Consider the following 18982-nt stretch of genomic DNA (forward strand, 5'->3'; position numbering starts at 1 on the left):
TTATAGGGGAGGAATAGGCGTGCCCAAATGAAGACCTGCCTGGTTGATTGTATTGACCAATGGCAGCAGGATTTTGCTGGCCAAACCAAAGAGGAGTAAGTAACCGACTATGTCGGTAAAGGCTGTGATCAAAATAGAAGAGGCTACGGCCGGGTCGACCCCTAACCTTTCCAGCATAATCGGAATAAATGAACCGGCAAATCCTGCCAGAATCAAATTCCCAAACATTGCACAGAATACGACGACTCCTACCATGATCTCTAACTCAACATTGTCTTCCAGTTGAGGATTGAAATTGGCATTATATAAGGCAACAGCCATTGCGGCTATGGCTCCGATCATAAATCCATTCATTGCACCTACCGCAATTTCTTTCAAAACTACCCGTAGAGCTTTTCGGGGAGGAATACCATCATTGGAAATCCGCAAGATGGTTACGGCCAAAGTTTGAGTAGCCCCATTTCCTCCTACTCCCGCAATAATCGGCATAAGAGAAGCTACAAGGGCAATCTTTTCAATGGTTCCCGAAAAGAAACCGACCACCAGCATTGCTGTGGAGGCTGTTACCAGATTGACCAACAACCAGGGAATTCTACTCCTGACGGAGTCAAACCAGCCCCCGCGAATTTTTGCGCCTTCTGATACACCGGCAAACTTCAGGGTATCTTCTGTATTTTCTTCTTCTATAACATCCATCACATCATCAAATGTGATGCGACCCAGCAGCCTTTTCTCCGGATCAACTACCGGGAGAGTCGGAAGATTGTATTGAGACATGGCTTTGGCAACTTCCTCCTGATCGGTATCAACCGAAATAGAAATGATGTCCGGATCCATGACGTTTTCTACGATCTCATGATTTCGGGCAAGAAAAAGTGAACGAAACGTAAGATAGCCTTGCAAACAGTGATGGTCGTCAACTACATAGATGGTATAAAAATCATCCATGTCTTCTGATTGCTCGACTACCTGCCTCAATGCCTCTAGCTTGGACATTTTCAAGCCAACAAATACAACTTCAGGATTCATCAATCCCCCCGCGCTCTCCTCATCATACTCCAATAGCTGGGTGATGACCGTTTCTTCTTCATCAGGAACGAAAGAAAGGATACGTTCTTTGGTTTCTTCCGATACCTGGGCTAATAGGTCTGCTGCATCATCCGGCGCGAGTTCTTCGATCAGTTCGGAAGCAACTTGTGGACGCAATAAGGATAAAAGCTTACCTGGATTGGTTTCATCATCCATCTCAGAGATTGCCTCGGAAATGAGGTCTCTGGGAAGCTCTCTTACGATCTGTTTTTGGAGATCCTCAGGAGATTCTTCGAGGAGCATGGCAATCTCCGTAGGGTGTAAGGCACTGATCAACGCCCGAACATGGGTGCTGGAAGTCTTCAACAGGCGTCTTACCCGGTCGACTCTTTTTCGTGGATCAGTGTCTTTGTTTGCCATAGGAAGAGAAAAATCCTAAGGAATGGGTATTAAAATTCAAGTGGAAATTATGGGAGCAAATTACTCTTTTCATTGAGAAAATAACGATCGAAAATCAATTTTTCTGTCAATGAGATCGAGATTTTTACTTATGCAAAATCAGGGCCGAAAATTTCCTCCTTCATTTCCAATAAAGTCCCAAATAAAAGACTTATTGCCGAAAGAATGCAAGAGAAATAGATGTATATGAAGCTTTGAACTAATATCAATCTATTGTTTCTTGATTTTATTGTGCATTTTGTATTGAAAAGAGAAAATAAATAGAACATGAAGTCCCCGGATCTTTGGAATATGGTGGAAAAGTTGGAGAATCGTGAGCTGAGTCGATTCCGGAAATACCTTTCTTCCCCTTATTTCAACAATGATGAAAAACACCTTCAGTTATTTGAAGCCGTTTATGAACAGGTGCAGGAGGGGAGGTGTGATCGCGAAGCACTGGACGCAATTTTATTTCCCTATAAACCCTTTGCCTATACCCGCATCACCAATTTAATCTCGGACCTCAAAAAATTGTTGGAAGGCTTTTTCCTTCAGGAGAATTTGAAGGCTGATCCCATCAGGGAGGAAAGCATGCTGATGGAAGTAATGAATGAACGAGGCCTGAATAAGCTTTTTGGACAAAGCCACACACGTCTGCAGAAAGCTCTGGATAGCACTTCCGTTTCCGCAGAAGAAAATTATCTATATCACTTTTCCTCTGCTTCTCTTGCCTATGAAAATCAGGCGGAACCTGCAGAACTGGATAAAAAAATAAAATCTCTTCATCTTTTTTATGTCATTGCTATGTTGAGGTCTGTTTGCGAAGACCTGAGTCAGGGACCTTTGATAGCAAGCAAAAATGAGAGAATTCCGCATCGATTCTTTGTAGACTATATCGGGAATAATTATCAGTTGTATTGGAAAGAGCGGGAATTGCGCATGTTAATTCGAATACTCCGGATACAGGTCGAAGCTTTTGAGGCCAAACATATTCAATCCTTTTCCAAAGATTGGGAAGCCTATGGTTCTGATTTATCCGATTCTTTTCGAGCCGAATTGATCCGACTTATAGGTAGATCGGAGGAGAAATGGAGAGAAAATGATACAGGAGAAATACAAAAAGAATACCTGAATTTTTATAAAGTGCTGATTGATGGGAACTGGATTTGGGAGCCTACCCAACTGACGAAAGCCTTCGCCCGACAAATCTTTCAATTGGCTTTGCAGGAAAAAGATGCGGAATGCCTCAATTCTTTTCTCCTGAAAATAGAAGGGATTCAAGAATCAGACATCTATCAATCAGGCAATGCCTATTTTCAGGCGGCCTATCTGCATACATATCTGGGAGAATCGAGAGAAGCAGGAAAGACCTTGCGAGATGCATCTTTTGAAGATGCTGTCTTTGGAGAGGATATATTTCGTCTGAATATCCAGCTGAAATATGACTTATATGAAGATCAGGGCTTAGAGAATAGCCTGAATGAATATCAGAAATTATTAAAACGGAATAAAGTTCCTACAGAAACTCGAGAGAACTGGCAGATACTTGAAAAGTTTATTTCGAAACTGCTAAAGCTTCGAACCAGGGCTCAGATCACTCAAGCGGGGCAATTCACAAAGAAGAGAGAAAAATTGGCTGCAGATATCATGCAAGCTGGTGAGTTCCCGATGAAGCAATGGCTACTGGACAAACTCATGAAGATCGGAAAGAAAGGCTAACTACCTTAGGATCGCTCTAACGATCAAGAAGATAATCGCCAGTAGAAAAACCAGGATTGAGATTTTGTTGATCCCATGCATGGCTCTCAAATTGAAATTTTCAGTATCACCTTCTTCTTGCTTCTTGAAAGTGATGTATCCCAGAATTTTCTTCAAAACTTCCATAATCTTCTAACCCTTTTGAGGCTTTTTATGTTTCTTGCAAAGTAGGAAATAAATTCCATTGACTGACAAACAAAGCATAGCTGATTGGATCGGACTCCTTTACCAGGAGCGTAAACTGATTGACTTCCTCCTGGTTCAATCAAAAGAGCGCATACTATTCAGTCAGGATGAACTCCTGCCTTTCTGCCGAAATAATCCTGAAAGATTTCAAAGACTCCTGGATCAGAATCTCCTCATAGAAAAAGGAGGCCGCTTTGCTGCTTCTGCTTATTTATTTGAGTATCAGGGGAAAAGTTCAGATCGATTTTCTACAAATGGATATATGCAATTGCTTATTGAGCAGTTGGGAAACCTACAGAAGGCTAGTGAAGAAAGAGAATCTGTCTGGAAAACATGTTTATATCAATTGGAAGAAGTTTTGTTCAGGAAGGCGGAAGAACTTTCCGTGAAAAGGGATCTCGCAAAGATCCTCGAGTTTCAACAACAAATTCGGCAATTGCGAATCATGCTCCTGGAGGAAAAGAGAGACTTTATGCTGAAGGAGGAATTATCAATCCTTCATCTCGAACTCAGACAAGTCTTGAAGGAACTGGAACATAGCATGCAAAGGATTAGTCAGGAAGCAGAGCTTCCTTTTAATCAAAAGTTAAGAGGCTTGAAAGAAGCAATTGATCAGGAGTTGCCAGCAGTGAAAAGGAAGCTTAAAGAAATGCTGAAAGATCAACACAGTTTTTTTCTGGATCAGGCATTACAGATAAAGCCAAGAATATCTTCTTCTCACTTGGAAGAAGAACAGGCACTATATACATTGACAAAAAATATCCGCTAAACAACGGATGGAACTACCAAAGGATACTCCTCAGATTTTCGAATGGCTCAGCAAAGGGCAATTCCTCAATTCGCATAGTACGAATGAGGATCAGGAACGCTATTATCGTGTGTTGGAAGAGCATATTGAAGCTTATCGTAACTATTTCCAGCAAATCGGTTTCGAGCTGGAGGGCGGAAAAAATTATTTCTACCTGAGTCGAAAAGAATCGAAATCCAGTCTGGAAGATAAACTGCAAAAACTCTCCCGTTACATAAATATCCTTGAGTTTTGTCTGGATGTAGATCCACTTTTTGGAAGAGGTAGTCGCCTAAAGTTAGAAGTATGGTCCGCCAAAATTTCAGAAGATATTTTGCTGAAAAGGAAATTGAAAAAACTGGAGGCCAGAGGGGAAAATGAATATGAAAAACTGAGGCGCATCCTGGACCTCATGTGCAAAGACGGCTTTCTCGAAATAGAAAATGAGCAAGAGAAAATATATCGGGTATTGGCTGCCATTCAATATCTCCAAAACCTAATCGATCAAATCAAGCCAGAAGCATATCATCCTTGAAAGAATTGAGAAAAATAATCCTGATCAATAGTATCCAAGCTTATGTAGAAATTGAGCTTGATACGGCTATTCATTTTCAGGGAGAAGCGGGAAGTGGAAAAACGGATTATTTACAGCTGATTTCAAGTTTCTATACAGGCAGTTTAAAAAATCCTCATTCTCCGGAAAAAGGAATTAGCTATTATCTGCCTCACAGCAATTCCTGGATTATATATGAAGTAGCAGGAGCTAAAGGACTTTTTTCTGTTGCCTTCCATAGAGAAGAAGCGGTTCCAAAGGCATACTTCCTCAATGGAGATTATGAAAAGGAATGTTTTTTCAAAAAAGATAAAGCTCTCGGATGGAAAGAAGTTCAGGCAATTTTGAAAAAACGCAAACTCCACCAGGCCGGCCCCTTTGATTTGGAAGGAAGCTATTGGCAGATTCTTAGTGGTAGCTATCAGGCAAAGGATAAATCGGACTTGAGGAGATACACGATTATGAACTCTTCTAATGCAGATTTCATTCCCCGTGTACTAAGAAGTTTATGGATAGAAGGTCAAATTTCTTTTGAATTGCTAAAGGAAATTTCTTGCTCCCTGGAAGAGGTACAGGATGCCAGAATAGATTTGGAGGAGATAGATAAAGCTTCCAAAAGCTTGCGAAAAGATATTCGCAGTATCAAATCATGGCAAGGCGCGGAAGTAGATATCCAGGAATTACTCAAAGAGGAGAAAAGCCTGGAGCTACTAACTGAAAAAGCAGAAAAGATATTCCAGGAACTTCCCTGGGCTATAGACCTGCATAAAAATGAAAAGCAAGCCTTGAAATCCAAATACGAAAAGGCTCAACAATCATGGGAAGATGTCCAGACGCATGCGGATGAAAGTAGAAGAGAAAGGCTCGATGCGCTCAAAACATTCTACTTGAAGAAGGGAGAATTGAACTATAAATTATCCCTGGCCAAAGAGAAAGACCTTTACTATCAAAAGCAGGATATCCAACAAAAGCTTCACCAATTCTACGAACTCAATCTACGGAAACAGCAAGCAGACCTCCTAAGAGATATGGGGCAGGAAGCAAAAGCCGATCCCCAAAAAACAAAGACCTGGTGGGAAGCCAGTCTAAAAAAAGAAAAAGCATTAGCCGAACTTTCTGAAAAAGCCCTGAGCCAAAAAGAAAGCTTATTGAAGAAATGGGCTTCCGCCAGGACAGATCTTGAATCGGAAAAGAAGTCGCTTAAAAGCCTGGAGGAAAAAAGCGAAAACCTGGCCAAAGCAATGCGAGAGCTAGAGACGGAAAGGGTAAAACTGCTTGGTGAGAACCTGGATTTCTCCAGCGGAAAATATAGGCGCCAAATCCAAAAGGCCCAGGAGGAAAGCATTGAGTTAAAACTTCAAATTCGCTTGAGTGAGGAGCAGAGCAGTGCCTTGCAAAAACGCAAGGAAAAGGAATTTGAAGACCTTGAAAAAGAAGCTAAGGCAATAGAGAAAAAGAGCTTGAATCTCCTCAAAGACAAGCGAAACGTTCATAAAAAGCTAGAATCGCAGATTGCGAATAGTGGAAGGGCCTTTATGGGATGGCTGGAAAAGAATTATCCCGACTGGCAGCAGAGTGTAGGGAAGTTGCTGAAAGAAGAAGTCCTGCTCAGTCCGTTTCTCAGTCCCGGGATCGAACGCATAAATGAACTCTTCTATGGCATTCATCTCGAGCTTTCCGAACTACCTGAATCCAGCTTGAGTCTCGAGCAATTACAGAAGGATAAAGAGCTGTTGGAAAAGGAGATTGCTCAATTGGAAAAAGAACTTGCGCAAAGGCAGCAAACTTATACGAAACAATTAGATACACGGGAGAAATACTATCGCCAAAAATCTCGGGAACTAAAACGCCAGCTTCAAAAAGATGAGTATGCCCTCCAACAATTGGAACTGAGTATAAAAAAGAATGAAGCCGAGATAGACAAGGGAAACCTTCGAAGAGATCAACGCAAAGAAGCAGCCCTGATCAAACTTTCTTATCGAGAGGCTGATTTGGTGGAGGCGATTAAAGAGGCTGAAAAAAGCCATTTACAAGCCCTAAAGAAATGGGAAGAACAAAAAGAGAAATTAGATAAAGCGGAAGAAAAAGCATTCAAGAAATGGGGATCAGATACTGAGAAAGAAAAGGCGAACATTCTTACTGCCTGGCAGACCTTCCAGGATACCAATCCCAAAACTTCTGACATAAGCCATCTGGGGCCGGATATTTTTATTTGGGAAAAATTGCAGAAAGAGCTTCAAGCATATGAATCGGACAAAAGCCAGTTTATAGATCAGTTGGAAGCCTGGGAAGTGGAGGCAGATAATCTGGATATACAAATAGCCAATAGGGAATCTATAGAGAAGCTGAGTGAAGGGGAAAGAAAAAGAAGAAGAGAACTGCTTCAGGAAGAATGGAAGGATGCTCAACAGGCATGGAAGCAATGGCAGAGCCTCGATGAGAAGCTTTCTATATGGCTGAAAGACAATCCGAAAAATATTGATAAGCTAAAGGGAGTTGAAGAGGGTGACATAGAACCCTTAGAAAAACTCTTGACACAGCTAAAGGAAATCCAGAAGGAAAAAAATCTTCGGGAACTACTTCTGAGGAAAAAATTAAGGCAGGCCTTATCCTGTTTTTCAAATGATAATGCCTTCGAACTTGAAGTATACCTGGAAGATGAGGCGGCAGAAAAAAGGCAGCTGACCCAGTTGAAAAAACTTGCCTTGGAAGGCAAATCAGAAGAAATCATCCAAGGCATCCATCAACGACAATCGGAATTTCTGGCTTCTGTCAATGAGCTTTTCTCCAGGCTGCAGCCAGACCTGGCCAAATTGGAGGCCCGACTGGATAAACTGACTAATAGCCTCCAGGAACAGTTTAGTAAGTATTTGGAAACAGAATCGCAATTTGCGATTAGCCATTCGCGCAAAGGAATCTTCCGAAGCCTCACAAATCTTCGAAACTTCTACCTCGAAAATAGAGACCAATTGGGAGGAAGCTCGCTTTTCAATCAAGGGGATAAAGTAGAACTCAATCGACAGGCTTTTGAACTATTAGAAGAAGTAGATCGGCAACTTCAAGCGCTTCCTGACAAAGTTCTGAGTCCCTTTCAAATCCTTGAACTGGAATGGGAAGTTGAAGGCGAAAAGCGACTCAAAAACTTTGGCCAACTTTCCCCTAAATCAAAGAGAGCTATTCATAGCTATCTGGCTAGCTATCTTTTTCAGGAGATCATGGCAGGGGAAAAAGAACTTTCCCTTCATTTCTTCCTGGATGATATCCACGAATTGGATCCCACATTCCTCCAATACCTGCAAGAGCAATTAAAGCAATCACATATAAAGCTTTGCTCTGCCTCCAATCATACAAGCGAATATATTTCCTCCGAGAAACAGCTTCAGCTAAGTGTATCAGAGCAAGGAGAAACTCTCATTATGCCAGCAGAAGCATAGTTGCTCTTCTGTAAATTCTGTATCTTGTTCTTAAAGCAATTACCAGACATGAAAAAACTACTACCTCTATGGGCATTGATCATGGGCACTTGCCTGATCCTTTCCGCCCAAACAGAGTCCGCATCCTGGACCCTGGAACACGCAATGAAATTTCGCAGAATTTCCGGAACCACCTTCAGCCCGGATGGCAAGCATGTCGCCTATGTCGTGCGTACGCCCGTAATGGAAGGGGAAAAATCGGAATACCGATCCAGAATATGGGTAGCCGCTACAGATGGCAGTATGAATGTACCTTATACCCATTCGGAAAGTTCCTCTTTCGCCCCGGCCTTTTCTCCTGACGGAAAATACCTGACTTTCTTAAGCGGAAGAGAGGATAAAACCCAGATTTGGAATATGCGCCTGATGGGGGGAGAAGCGGAGGCTATCACAGAAATGGAAAAAGGAGTTTCTTCTTTTCAATGGTCGCCTGATGGATCGCGCATTGCATTTAGAATGACAGATTTGGATACAGAGGAGGAAAAGAAGGCGAAAAAGGAAAAAAGAGCTGTGATTCTGGTAGATCAGAATTTCAAATATTCTCATTTGTATACGCTCGCCTTTGATGAAAATTCGGAAGAAATGGAAGTACAGCGCTTGACAAATGGAGAGTTTAGCGTTGGTCCCTTTGACTGGTCGCCAGATGGCAGCCAGATTGTTTTTGCTCACCAAAGCGATCCCCGGATCAATACGGGATTCGTGGATGTAGACATTTCTATCGTTCCTGCAGATAGTGGTGCAGTTAGAAGCATCGTTGCACAGCCGGGAGTTGATAGCAATCCGAAATATTCGCCTGATGGAACTCGAATTGCTTTTCAGAGTAGTGGAGGTACTGTGGAAAGGGTGGGTTTATCTGATCTGGCAACAGTTTCCATTAAAGGAGGAAAAATCAGATATCTACCAATTAGCAGAGATCGCAGAGTAAACCTCCTGGATTGGAGTCCGGATGGCTCTGAACTTTACTACAATGAAGCCGATCGTACCAATAGGGCCCTGTTTTCTATCATGGCAAATGGAGGGAAAAGAGCGGCCCTGAAACATACACCCACTAAGGGGGTTTCAGGCTCTGTTGCTATGGACAAAAAGGCTATGCAAATCGCATATGTATATGAGACTCCTGACAAGCCCAGTGAATTATTTCTTTTGAACCCTAAGGACAATTCCAGTAAGCAATTGTCTCAGGTAAATGCGGATGTCGAAATCCCGCCTATGGGCAAAACAGAAGTCATTTCATGGAAATCGAAAGACGGGATGGAGATCGAGGGCATTCTTACCTATCCAGTGGCTTATGAAAAAGGAAAAACCTATCCGCTCATCCTGCAAATTCACGGAGGGCCCGCAGGAGTATTTTCTGAATCCTTTACCGGTAATCCCAGCATTTATACTACTCAGTTTTTTGCCGAAAAGGGATATGCCATCATTCGCCCAAATCCCAGAGGCAGTACTGGCTATGGAAAAGACTTTAGGTACGCGAATGTAAAAGACTGGGGCTATGGCGATTATGAGGATGTGATGAGTGGAGTGGATAAGGTCATTGATATGGGAATCGGAGATGCAAATCAGATGTTTGTCATGGGCTGGTCCTATGGCGGTTATCTGACAAGCTTTCTGGTGACTCGGACAGGCAGATTCAAAGCAGCCAGTATGGGAGCGGGTTTGCCAAATCTCATCAGTATGACCAGTACGACGGACATTCCGGATTATCTGGTCGCGCATATGGGAGGAGAAGAATTTTGGGATGACTACGAAACTTATGAGAAACATTCGGCCATGTACCACATCAAAAATGTAACCACTCCTACGCAAGTAATTCATGGCGCTCGAGATTTGCGGGTACCTACTTCTCAGGGGCAGGAATTTTATGTGGCGCTTTCTCGAAGAGGGATAGATACTGAAATGATTCTTTTGCCTCGGACCCCACATGGACCTCGTGAGCCTAAATTACTGATGGAGGTTTCTCCTCGTATTCTGAATTGGTTTGAGAAGTATAAAAATCAAGATCCTGAACGTTAATTTGTATCTTCGCGATATGCGAATACGACTGTTTTTACTCCTCTGGCTCATTTCTCTCAGCTCCTTTGCCCAGGAATCGGAAAAATCTTTCCCCGATTCCTGGCTAGGGGAGTGGGTAGGCGAATTGGAAATCTATGGCCCTCAGGGGGTCCTCCAGACCCTGGAAATGGAACTACATATCTCCGAGCAGGAAGGGGAGGGGAGCTGGGGCTGGACCATCATCTACAAAGGAGAAACTACGGACGAGCGCAACTATGAACTCCAGCTGAAAGATCCTGCCAAATCTCATTATGTAATTGATGAAAAGAATTCCATCCTATTGGATGGCTACTTCCTGGGGAATACCCTTATTACCCGCTTTTCCGTCAACCGTTCCTTGCTAATGATTAATTACAGCTTTGCGGATGGGCAGATCATTTTTGATGTCTTCTCCGGCTCATTGGATAACAGTATAAAAACAGGAGAAGAAATCACAGAGGTAGAAGAGATTCGTTCGTATCAGATCGGGAATCGCCAGCGAGCGATTTTGAAATTGAAGGAGTGAAAAAATGAAGAAAAAGGAATGAGAAGTGAGAGCTCTACTTCAACACCAACACGCTAAAACACAAACACGCTAACACCTTCTTTATTCTTTGAGAAACTTTTCGCCAAGATTGCTCAGCAATTTCCCTAACTCTTTCCGCTTAACCTGAGTGGATTCCAGTTTTTCGGTCTTTTGGTCCAGCTGCTTGAGCACCTTTTCTATCTGAGTATTAAAGTCAGCCTGCGCCTTTTCCAGATCAGCTTTAAAATCGGCTTTTATCTGAGCCATCTCTTCTGCTGAGTTTTTCTCCTGAGCAGTTAGTCTTTCTTCCAGGCTATCAATGCGAGCAAGCAAGTCATTCATCTCCCCTCCGAAGATGATCTCTTTGATCTGTTGTAACTGACCTATGGAATCCATATTCGCGTTCTTAATAATTCTGGTAAAATTGATTTACCTTATTTCATCAGTTTTAGAAAGGTTTCTATATCTACTATACCGGTCTCGGGTAGTTTTCTCTTTTTTTGAAAAGCTGCTACAGCCTGCTTGGTTTCCTCCCGGAAAATACCATCTATACGGATCTCATTTCCTTTTTTATACAGGCGATCCTGAATTTCCCTGACCGTAGCACTATTGTCTCCGATCTGGGCAATGATGGGATTGATATCTGTACTCAATTGAGAAGTAGAGGCTGAGGCTTGACTTGGAGTAGCAGGCTGGGATGATTGTATGCCTTTCTCCCAACGCGCAATTTCCTCATTACTCATGCCTTTCTCTTTCTGCTCCGCAGATTTTAGCAATTTATTTTCCAGATGTTTGGCAGAAGCAATCAAACTATTATAGGTCCGACCGAATTCTTTTTCCTCTGGATCAGTCATATCTGCCATCTTCACATCTACTCGATGTTCTTTCCAGATATGTCTGGCATAACTGCCTACTTCTTTCGCATTCAGATAATAGCGACTCACCACCTCCGGATTATGATAATTGGGATCGATGGATTCATTGACCTCATAATCATAGTCCGCAGAGACATTATGCTTATAGTAACTCCAAATTTCGAAGAAAGCGATAAGTGGAAGCGTAATGATGATTACGAGATAAAAAAGCCGCTTCATCTAAGAATCAGATTATCAAAAACTTACAGACTGATACGAATGCTATAAATTAAGGATAAGCTTTTGTTATTAGCAAATAAAATATACGATATGAGGATATTTTAGCTTTTACCAGAATAAATCCACAAGTTCTAATAAGTGATGACAATTCCAATGGTCGGTTGAAAGATCCCGAGATCGTCTTCCAGGAATCTCATTTGATATCTACTGGGATCATTGGGATCGATGACAAACTGATCATTTGCATCGCGCTCAGGGAGATAGATCGGAGGACCTGGAATAGAGTATCCATATATGTTCTGTACATCCAGAAAGAGGTTGAAACTCCATTTGTTGAAGAACCACTTTTTATCAACCCGGATGTCTAATTGATGATAATCTGCCAGGCGCAGAGAATTGATCTGCTCATAGTCAGGAAGCTCTGCAAGATTCAGATCCCATACTGATCGTAAACTGGATACATCGAGATTAGCAGGTGTATAAGGAAGGCCCGTAGTCAGGCGCCATTTAGCACCTATTTCCCAATTCCCTTTAAATTTCTTGCCGGCAGTAAGGGCTACGATATGCCTACTGTCCCAGGACGAAGGGACAAAATTCCCATTTTTATCCGTGAACTCACTCCATCCAAGTGTATAGGCAATGATTCCATAAAATCCTTTAAATAAACGCTGTTGAATAAGTACTTCCATTCCATAGGTTCTACCTTCAGAACCAGAGATGGCGGGTTCATTTCCAACTACCCCAAAGTCGCTGCCCACATTGGCCAGAGAAATAGAATCATTGGTCAGAAAAGGATAATTAGAATAGCGTTTGTAGTATCCTTCGATAGAAATCTTGGAGTTTTGAGGAGTGGTAAAAGAAAATCCTCCTACGAATTGATTGTTTCGGATATAACTCAGGTCCCTGTTTTGGAGTTCCTGAGAATCTGTATCTCTATATCCCAAAACGGTATAGGGAGGAATTTGATAGAATATACCTGTATTGAAGTTGGCACTCAATCTTGGAGTTAGCGCAAATGAAGCAGAGAAACGGGGAGAAAATTGCTCAAAAGGATTTCTCATTTCCGCATTGAAACTGCTTCCATCTATCCTGCTTCCTAAAGAAAGCGTCAACCTGTCTTCGATAAAGCTTTTGCTGATCTGGGCGAAAGCACCATATTTGGAGAGATTGAGCTCAGAATCAAAATCTATGGTGAAAAAGGGGCGACGCCAAAAGGTTGAATTATTGTATTTGGCATATTCATAATTCACCCCATAATTCCACTTAAAGCCTTTCGCTCTACCGGTATATTCTGCACGCAACTTATTCTCGATTTCCTGAGAAGTATAATCCAGAATCTTTTCATTGCTTTCATTATTATCGATGAACTTAAAACTCCGATTGTTGAGCATATTTCTACTCGCGACCACAGTCCAGAATCCCTTATCTCCATAATATTTATAGCTCGCCCCTATGGTATAGTTCCACTGGGTCTGGACAGGAAGATTGGCCAGGGTATATTTCTGAAAATCGGTACTGTCGGCTTCCAGGTTGAGTTGGAACTGATCCAATGCTCCCAGGCTGACGATATTCAACTCATGACGCTGTCCAAAACGAAATTTATGTTTGTACTGGTAGTCATTATAGGTGGGGAGGAAAGGAAGTCCCAAAATTTTGAATAGGAATTGCAAGTAGGAGCGTCTTGCCGAAAATAGAAAAGAAGAATTCTCACCACTCGGGCCTTCAACCGTCAGGGCCAGATCACTGGAACCCAGGGTAGCCGTTAATCCTACTCTATCATCTCTGGCCTCTCTCTGCCTGAATTCAAAAACCGAACTAAGTGCATTGCCTCTGTTTGCAGGAAAAGCACCAGAATAAAAATCTACCTCTCCGATGAAATCCACATTGATCAAACCAACAGGCCCACCGGATGCTCCTTGCGTAGCAAAGTGATTAATATTAGGGGTTTCAATCCCATCGATATAAAATCGATTTTCATTAGGCCCACCTCCTCGAATGAGGATGTCATTTCGAAAGCTAACCGTACTTGCCACACCGGGAAGGGACTGGATCACTTTAGAAATATCTCGATTTCCTCCCGGATTTCTCTTGATCTCACTGGTCCCGATAGTTCGAAGCGATAAGGGAGTTTCTTCTTTTACCTTAAATGGGGAGGCAACTATATCAATGGAATCTGCTGTCAGTATTTCTTCGGTCAGGGAAATCTCCAATACATAGGGCTTGGAATTACTGACCTGTACCTCGTATACAATTTCCGTCTTGAAACCACTGTTTCTGACTTCAACATTAAACAAACCCGGCTTCAGTCCCTGGATCTCAAACTTTCCCAGGCTATCGGTATAAGTCCCGAAATTGGTCTCCTGAATTTGAACGATGGCAAAGCCTATGGGCGAACCATTAAGTTCATTGATAACCCGGCCTTTGATGATTCCATTTTGGGCGAAAGTCTTTCCCCCGAAAAAGATGAATGCTAAACAAAAGCAAAAATATATGAAAAGAGAGCGATAACTCGCTTGAACTGTCCTAAACATTTACGACCTTATTTTTAACGAAAAAACCTGCAATCAAAACAGAACAACCCGTAAAATGTTCAGCGCAAAGCTTTTTTTTTCATATTGGTACAATTACGTAGTACTTTCTCGTTAATACAGTATGAATTACCGCCTGCTCAAAGAAATAATTTCCCTGCTCGAAAACTATGAAGATGAAAATCCCGGAAATTCAAGTGAATTAGACGGATTTAGTCGTTGGCTCAGTACCAAAGTGGAACATGAGACCAAAGACGCCCGACTCAAGGAAGCTGCAGAACAAGGAGACACAGCAATTACCATGTTGATATCCTATCTGTATCGCTACACAAAAAATTATTCAAAGAAAGCACTCGAAGACACTCCTTTGTCAACTTTTGATGATTTTGCCTTTCTTGCGACCCTTAGTTATAGTGGTAGCCTGACCAAAACGGAATTGATCCAAATGCACTTGCTGGAGATTACTTCCGGGATAGAGATCATCAAAAGGCTCAGTAAGTATGGCTATTTGACCGCTTTTCAGGATCCAAACGACAAGCGCTCCAAACGAGTGAAATTGACGCCTATGGGGCGTCAGGTTTTGGAAGAAGTAATGGAGAAAATGGACCAGGCAGCCTTTATTTTTTCTGGTAAATTGAGTCTAAAGGAAAGAGCGGACCTCCTTCCAGTTATGCACAAGCTGCATGATTTTCACTCAGAGATCTTCCGAAGAGATCGCAAGAGTAGTTTGGACAAAATAAAGGACAAGTACTTACAAGCCTAAAATCTTCCCCCATTTTATCTTGGCTTCAAAGCAAAAGCGTATGTTATAATTTGAATAAAAAATGCGCTTCATTTTGGCCGCTTTTCTATGATTTCGCAAAAAATCAAATCTGTCTGGCCGGATTATTGGAGTTAAGCATGCAGATTTAAGGATATTTGCAATAAAAAGTGCTTATGGAATTTGAAGAGATGCACATATCCTACTTTCTTTACGGCTGCTTATGGATCTTTTACCCATAATTCAAGGTATACTCGCGGGAATGTTCATTGCGCTCATGTTGGGGCCAGCATTCTTTATCATTATCCGCACGAGTATAGAGAAAGGTTTTCAATACGGGGCACTCTTTGCCTTCGGAGTCTTTCTCAGTGATGCCCTTATTCTGTTTACGGTATTTCTAGGTATGTCTGCATTCTTTGAAAGCATGATCTTTCGAAGGGTCTTTAGCATTATTGGAGGTGCGCTTTTATTGGGGATTGGTATTTACTACCTCAAAAGCAAGTCCACCCAAAGTTGCAAAGATCAGACAGAGAAGATGATTCCCGATAAAAATCATTTCCTGACCTATCCCCTGAGAGGTTTCCTCCTCAATATTCTGAGCCCTACAGCATTTTTGCTATGGATCGGTATGGTAGGAACCATGCAGGTAAATCACGGTTTCGAATCACAGGGAACGATGCTTTTCTTTCTGAGTACCCTGGCTACCATGTTTTGCCTCGATATGATCAAAGCTTATCTCGCTGATAAGTTGAGGTCCTGGTTTGGGGGAAAGCGTTTGACCATGATGAATCAGGCATTCGGAGTCATCATGATTCTGATTTCCATGAGATTACTCTTCTTCTTTTTCTTTCCCGAGACAATGGTATAAGACGCTGGGAGGTATTAGCGTGTTTGGGTATTAGTGTGTTAAGGTTTGTGGTACTAAAATCCAAATCCAACACACCAACACAAGCGTACGTTCAAAGGATCGTATTTAAACTTTTAATAACCCCACTAACACCCCGACATCCTAACACACAAACACCCCAAAGGCTTGTAAGTGTTCCAGCCTTCTGGTTAACTTGTAGTTCTTTGTACGAGAACACTCGAACACCAGAATACAAGAACACCTCCTAATGGACGTCTATACTACTCTCTCAATTGTAATTGCATATTTCGGACTACTATTCGTGGTTTCCTGGTTGACAGGACGAAATGCAGACGATAGTACTTTTTTCTCCGCCAATAAAAGTTCGCCCTGGTATTTGGTTGCTTTCGGTATGATTGGAGCGACCCTTTCGGGCATTACCTTTATCTCTGTGCCCGGAGCGGTAGGAGGGGGGCATTGGGCTTATTTACAATTTGTATTGGGAAATACGGTCGGCTTCATCCTGATCGCCCTGATTTTACTCCCATTATACTACCGACTCAACCTGACTTCTATTTATGGCTATCTCGAACAAAGATTCGGTTTCTATGCCTATAAAACGGGTGCTTTTTATTTTCTCCTGAGTCGGGTTATTGGGGCGAGTTTGCGGATGTACATCGTGGCTTTGGTTCTACAGCTGGCACTCTTTGATCAACTGGGAGTTCCTTTCGCCATGACCGTTCTGATTTCTATTGCACTCATTTATATCTATACCTTTAGAGGGGGAATAAAAACAGTAGTTTGGACCGATACCTTGCAGACCTTTTGTATCCTGCTGGGAGCAGGGATTACGGTTTATATCATCGGAGATAAACTCAATATGGGCATAGGCGAAATGATTTCTACCGTTGCGTCTAGCGAGTATGCAGAAACCTTCTTTTGGGACATCGCCCCTGCCAATAATTTTTTCAAGCAATTTATCAGCGGGATATTTATCACCATCGCCATGGTTGGCCTGGATCAGGACATGATGCAGAAAAACCTGACCTGCCCCAACCTGAAAGATGCGCAGAAGAATGTATATAGCTTTACCTCTGTCTTTCTGATCGCCAATATATTCTTTCTTGGTTTGGGTGCTTTGCTGTATATCTATGGTTTAGAATCCGGCATCCTGCAAATGGCCGAGGGAGATTGTAGTTGGTTGATTAAAGATCCGACGAGCGGAGCCATGGTATGTTTGGAAAAATCTGATCAGTTATTTCCCATTATATCTCTCAACTATCTAGGACCTGTGGCAGGAATTGTTTTTGTGCTGGCGGTAATCGCTGCAGCTTATTCCAGTGCAGACTCTGCTTTGACGGCCTTGACCACTTCTTTCTGTGTAGATATCCTGGATTTTGAGAAAAGGGATGATACGGAGCAAAAAAGAAAGACCCGTTACCTCGTCCATGTGGGATTTGCCTTCATCCTCTTTTTGGTCATCCTTGGCTTTAATGCCTTGAGTGATGATGCAGTTGTTTATGAAATCTTCCGTCTGGCCGGCTATACCTATGGACCTCTGCTCGGGATGTTTGTATTCGGGATGATGACGGATCGAAAAGTGAATGATCAGGCTATTCCATATATCTGTATCGCAGCTCCGGTACTTACTTACCTCATCAATTTGGCAGCTGCCAGCATGGATTTTGGCATTGGCTTTATGTTGTTGGTGGTGAATGGAATCTTAACGATTGCATTGCTCTACGCTTTCCCCGCGAAATCATAGCAGATGATACTTCTCCTTTGCCATGAAGCCCCCAAAAATCCTTTTGCCATCCCGACCTCAGCGGAGGCACCTCGATACCTTGATTTCATTATTCAATGAGATAAAAAGGAGAAAAAGAAAGTAGGTGAAAGGAAATTAGGCCCTTCGACTTCGCTCTGGGTGACACATCTGTGTAATAAAAATCTGTCATCCCGGCCTTAAGCCAAGAGCCGGGATCTCTAGCTAAGAAATGAAGAGCAAGAGATCTCGGATATCAGATTGATTCCGGGATGTCATCTTTGATTAATTCTTCAACTCAAATCGAAAGGGAATATTCATAGCAAAAGGAACAGGCTCCCCTTTCCAAATAGCTGGAACAAAATTAAGCTTTGAAGCCTCTTTTTCAACCTCTTTCAAAAGGATCGGATGAACCTCTTTTATGGCTCTATGGGAAATGTAATTCCCATATTTATCAACAATGATTCTCAATACTACCGTCCCACTTATCCCGGCATCCCTGGCAAGTTGAGGATACTTGAGCACCTTCATAATCTCTTTCAGGTTCACGGGTTCAGGCTCTGAATCAACGTTTTTGCAAAATGTATTCGGAAAATAAGGCGGTTCGCCTATCCCATAATCTCTTTCCCCAGGAAAACAAAAGCAACAAAAATGAACTTCTTCCCCAAATATCAGCGGTAAATCAAAACTAGCTGGGACCTCATACTCAAGGACTTCTTCAACCGAATCAAGCTCAGGAATAATGTATGCTTCTTCAATATCAATAATAGCAGCTACTGACTTTGGATCAAGTATATATTGATCATTTGCTATTCCATCCATCCTGATTTTATGGCGAACTTGAGGCGCAGGTATTTGAAAATTCAGGAGATGTACTTTTGTGCCTTGAGATAAAGCACCGTTGGGTGCAGGAAGGTGCTCAGGAGATTTATAAGGAATTTTGGGCCATCTGCATACTGAAGTTGACATATAGGATCTTTCCTTCTCCCCCACATAAAAATGCAAAACTGCTAAAGGCAGATAAATGGCTAAGCCCCCGACAATAGCGAGGGCAGTCATGCCATACCAGATTTGGTTTTTCTGGAGTTCTTTTCTCCCGTAAACGGGATCAATTTCTTTTGTAGGTTGTGGCTTGCCGTTTTTCAGGACCTGCCAATAGTACCGAAGGAGTGAGGTGATCATGCTTTCTCATTTATGCAATGGAACAATT

At 42.3% G+C, this 18982-nt stretch carries 15 protein-coding genes; 9 read left to right on the top strand and 6 right to left on the bottom strand.

Translation table 11 applies throughout. The annotated features are described in order from the left end of the window. The gene (mgtE, locus tag R8P61_27470) at window positions 1–1449 is read right to left on the bottom strand and encodes a magnesium transporter (protein MDW3650847.1); all 1449 of its coding nucleotides are present in this window, start codon (window positions 1447–1449) and stop codon (window positions 1–3) included. A 306-nt stretch (window positions 1450–1755) separates the two neighbouring features. Here mgtE and R8P61_27475 point away from each other — a divergent pair, with 306 nt between their 5' ends. Beyond that, window positions 1756–3186, top strand: coding sequence for a hypothetical protein (locus R8P61_27475; protein MDW3650848.1), 1431 nt, complete (start codon window positions 1756–1758; stop codon window positions 3184–3186). Here R8P61_27475 and R8P61_27480 read toward each other — a convergent pair whose 3' ends face one another. After that, window positions 3187–3351 carry a DUF6728 family protein gene (locus tag R8P61_27480; GenBank protein ID MDW3650849.1) on the bottom strand — a complete coding sequence of 55 codons (165 nt, stop codon included), beginning with the start codon at window positions 3349–3351 and terminating at the stop codon, window positions 3187–3189. It lies immediately after the preceding gene. Window positions 3352–3409: 58 nt separating this feature from the next. Here R8P61_27480 and R8P61_27485 point away from each other — a divergent pair, with 58 nt between their 5' ends. From R8P61_27485 to R8P61_27505, 5 genes are read left to right on the top strand one after another with little or no spacing between them, the layout of a single operon-like run. After that, window positions 3410–4180: a hypothetical protein gene (locus R8P61_27485; GenBank protein MDW3650850.1), complete on the top strand. Its 771-nt coding sequence runs from the start codon at window positions 3410–3412 to the stop codon at window positions 4178–4180. Between the two features lie 7 nt (window positions 4181–4187). Next, window positions 4188–4733: a hypothetical protein gene (locus R8P61_27490; GenBank protein MDW3650851.1), complete on the top strand. Its 546-nt coding sequence runs from the start codon at window positions 4188–4190 to the stop codon at window positions 4731–4733. 5 nt (window positions 4734–4738) lie between these two features. After that, window positions 4739–8185 carry an ATP-binding protein gene (locus R8P61_27495; GenBank protein MDW3650852.1) on the top strand — a complete coding sequence of 1149 codons (3447 nt, stop codon included), beginning with the start codon at window positions 4739–4741 and terminating at the stop codon, window positions 8183–8185. 48 nt (window positions 8186–8233) lie between these two features. Further along, window positions 8234–10237, top strand: a complete 2004-nt coding sequence (locus R8P61_27500; GenBank protein MDW3650853.1) for a S9 family peptidase — start codon at window positions 8234–8236, stop codon at window positions 10235–10237. A 16-nt stretch (window positions 10238–10253) separates the two neighbouring features. Continuing rightward, the gene (locus tag R8P61_27505; protein MDW3650854.1) at window positions 10254–10781 is read left to right on the top strand and encodes a hypothetical protein; all 528 of its coding nucleotides are present in this window, start codon (window positions 10254–10256) and stop codon (window positions 10779–10781) included. An 81-nt stretch (window positions 10782–10862) separates the two neighbouring features. Here R8P61_27505 and R8P61_27510 read toward each other — a convergent pair whose 3' ends face one another. The 3 genes from R8P61_27510 to R8P61_27520 all read right to left on the bottom strand — a co-directional run bounded on the left by R8P61_27510 (window position 10863) and on the right by R8P61_27520 (window position 14406). Continuing rightward, window positions 10863–11177, bottom strand: a complete 315-nt coding sequence (locus R8P61_27510; GenBank protein ID MDW3650855.1) for a hypothetical protein — start codon at window positions 11175–11177, stop codon at window positions 10863–10865. 38 nt (window positions 11178–11215) lie between these two features. After that, entirely contained in the window at window positions 11216–11875 is a 660-nt protein-coding gene (locus R8P61_27515; protein ID MDW3650856.1) for a peptidoglycan-binding domain-containing protein, read from the bottom strand. 131 nt (window positions 11876–12006) lie between these two features. Further along, window positions 12007–14406 carry a TonB-dependent receptor gene (locus R8P61_27520; GenBank protein ID MDW3650857.1) on the bottom strand — a complete coding sequence of 800 codons (2400 nt, stop codon included), beginning with the start codon at window positions 14404–14406 and terminating at the stop codon, window positions 12007–12009. 121 nt (window positions 14407–14527) lie between these two features. Here R8P61_27520 and R8P61_27525 point away from each other — a divergent pair, with 121 nt between their 5' ends. From R8P61_27525 to R8P61_27535, 3 genes are all read left to right on the top strand, one after another. Beyond that, window positions 14528–15166 (top strand): winged helix DNA-binding protein, encoded by a 639-nt coding sequence (locus R8P61_27525; GenBank protein MDW3650858.1) that lies wholly within the window; start codon window positions 14528–14530, stop codon window positions 15164–15166. Window positions 15167–15425: 259 nt separating this feature from the next. Continuing rightward, window positions 15426–16031, top strand: coding sequence for a LysE family transporter (locus R8P61_27530; GenBank protein MDW3650859.1), 606 nt, complete (start codon window positions 15426–15428; stop codon window positions 16029–16031). Window positions 16032–16278: 247 nt separating this feature from the next. Then, complete coding sequence (locus tag R8P61_27535; GenBank protein ID MDW3650860.1) at window positions 16279–17775, top strand: sodium:solute symporter; 1497 nt, start codon at window positions 16279–16281, stop codon at window positions 17773–17775. Between the two features lie 282 nt (window positions 17776–18057). On the opposite strand, the gene R8P61_27540 is transcribed toward R8P61_27535, so the two are convergent. Beyond that, a complete protein-coding gene (locus R8P61_27540) occupies window positions 18058–18954 on the bottom strand; it encodes an energy transducer TonB (GenBank protein MDW3650861.1) in 897 nt (298 codons plus the stop codon). Window positions 18955–18982 lie beyond the last annotated feature (28 nt).

The sequence above is a fragment of the Bacteroidia bacterium genome (assembly GCA_033391075.1).
GTDB lineage: Bacteria > Bacteroidota > Bacteroidia > J057 > J057 > JAWPMV01.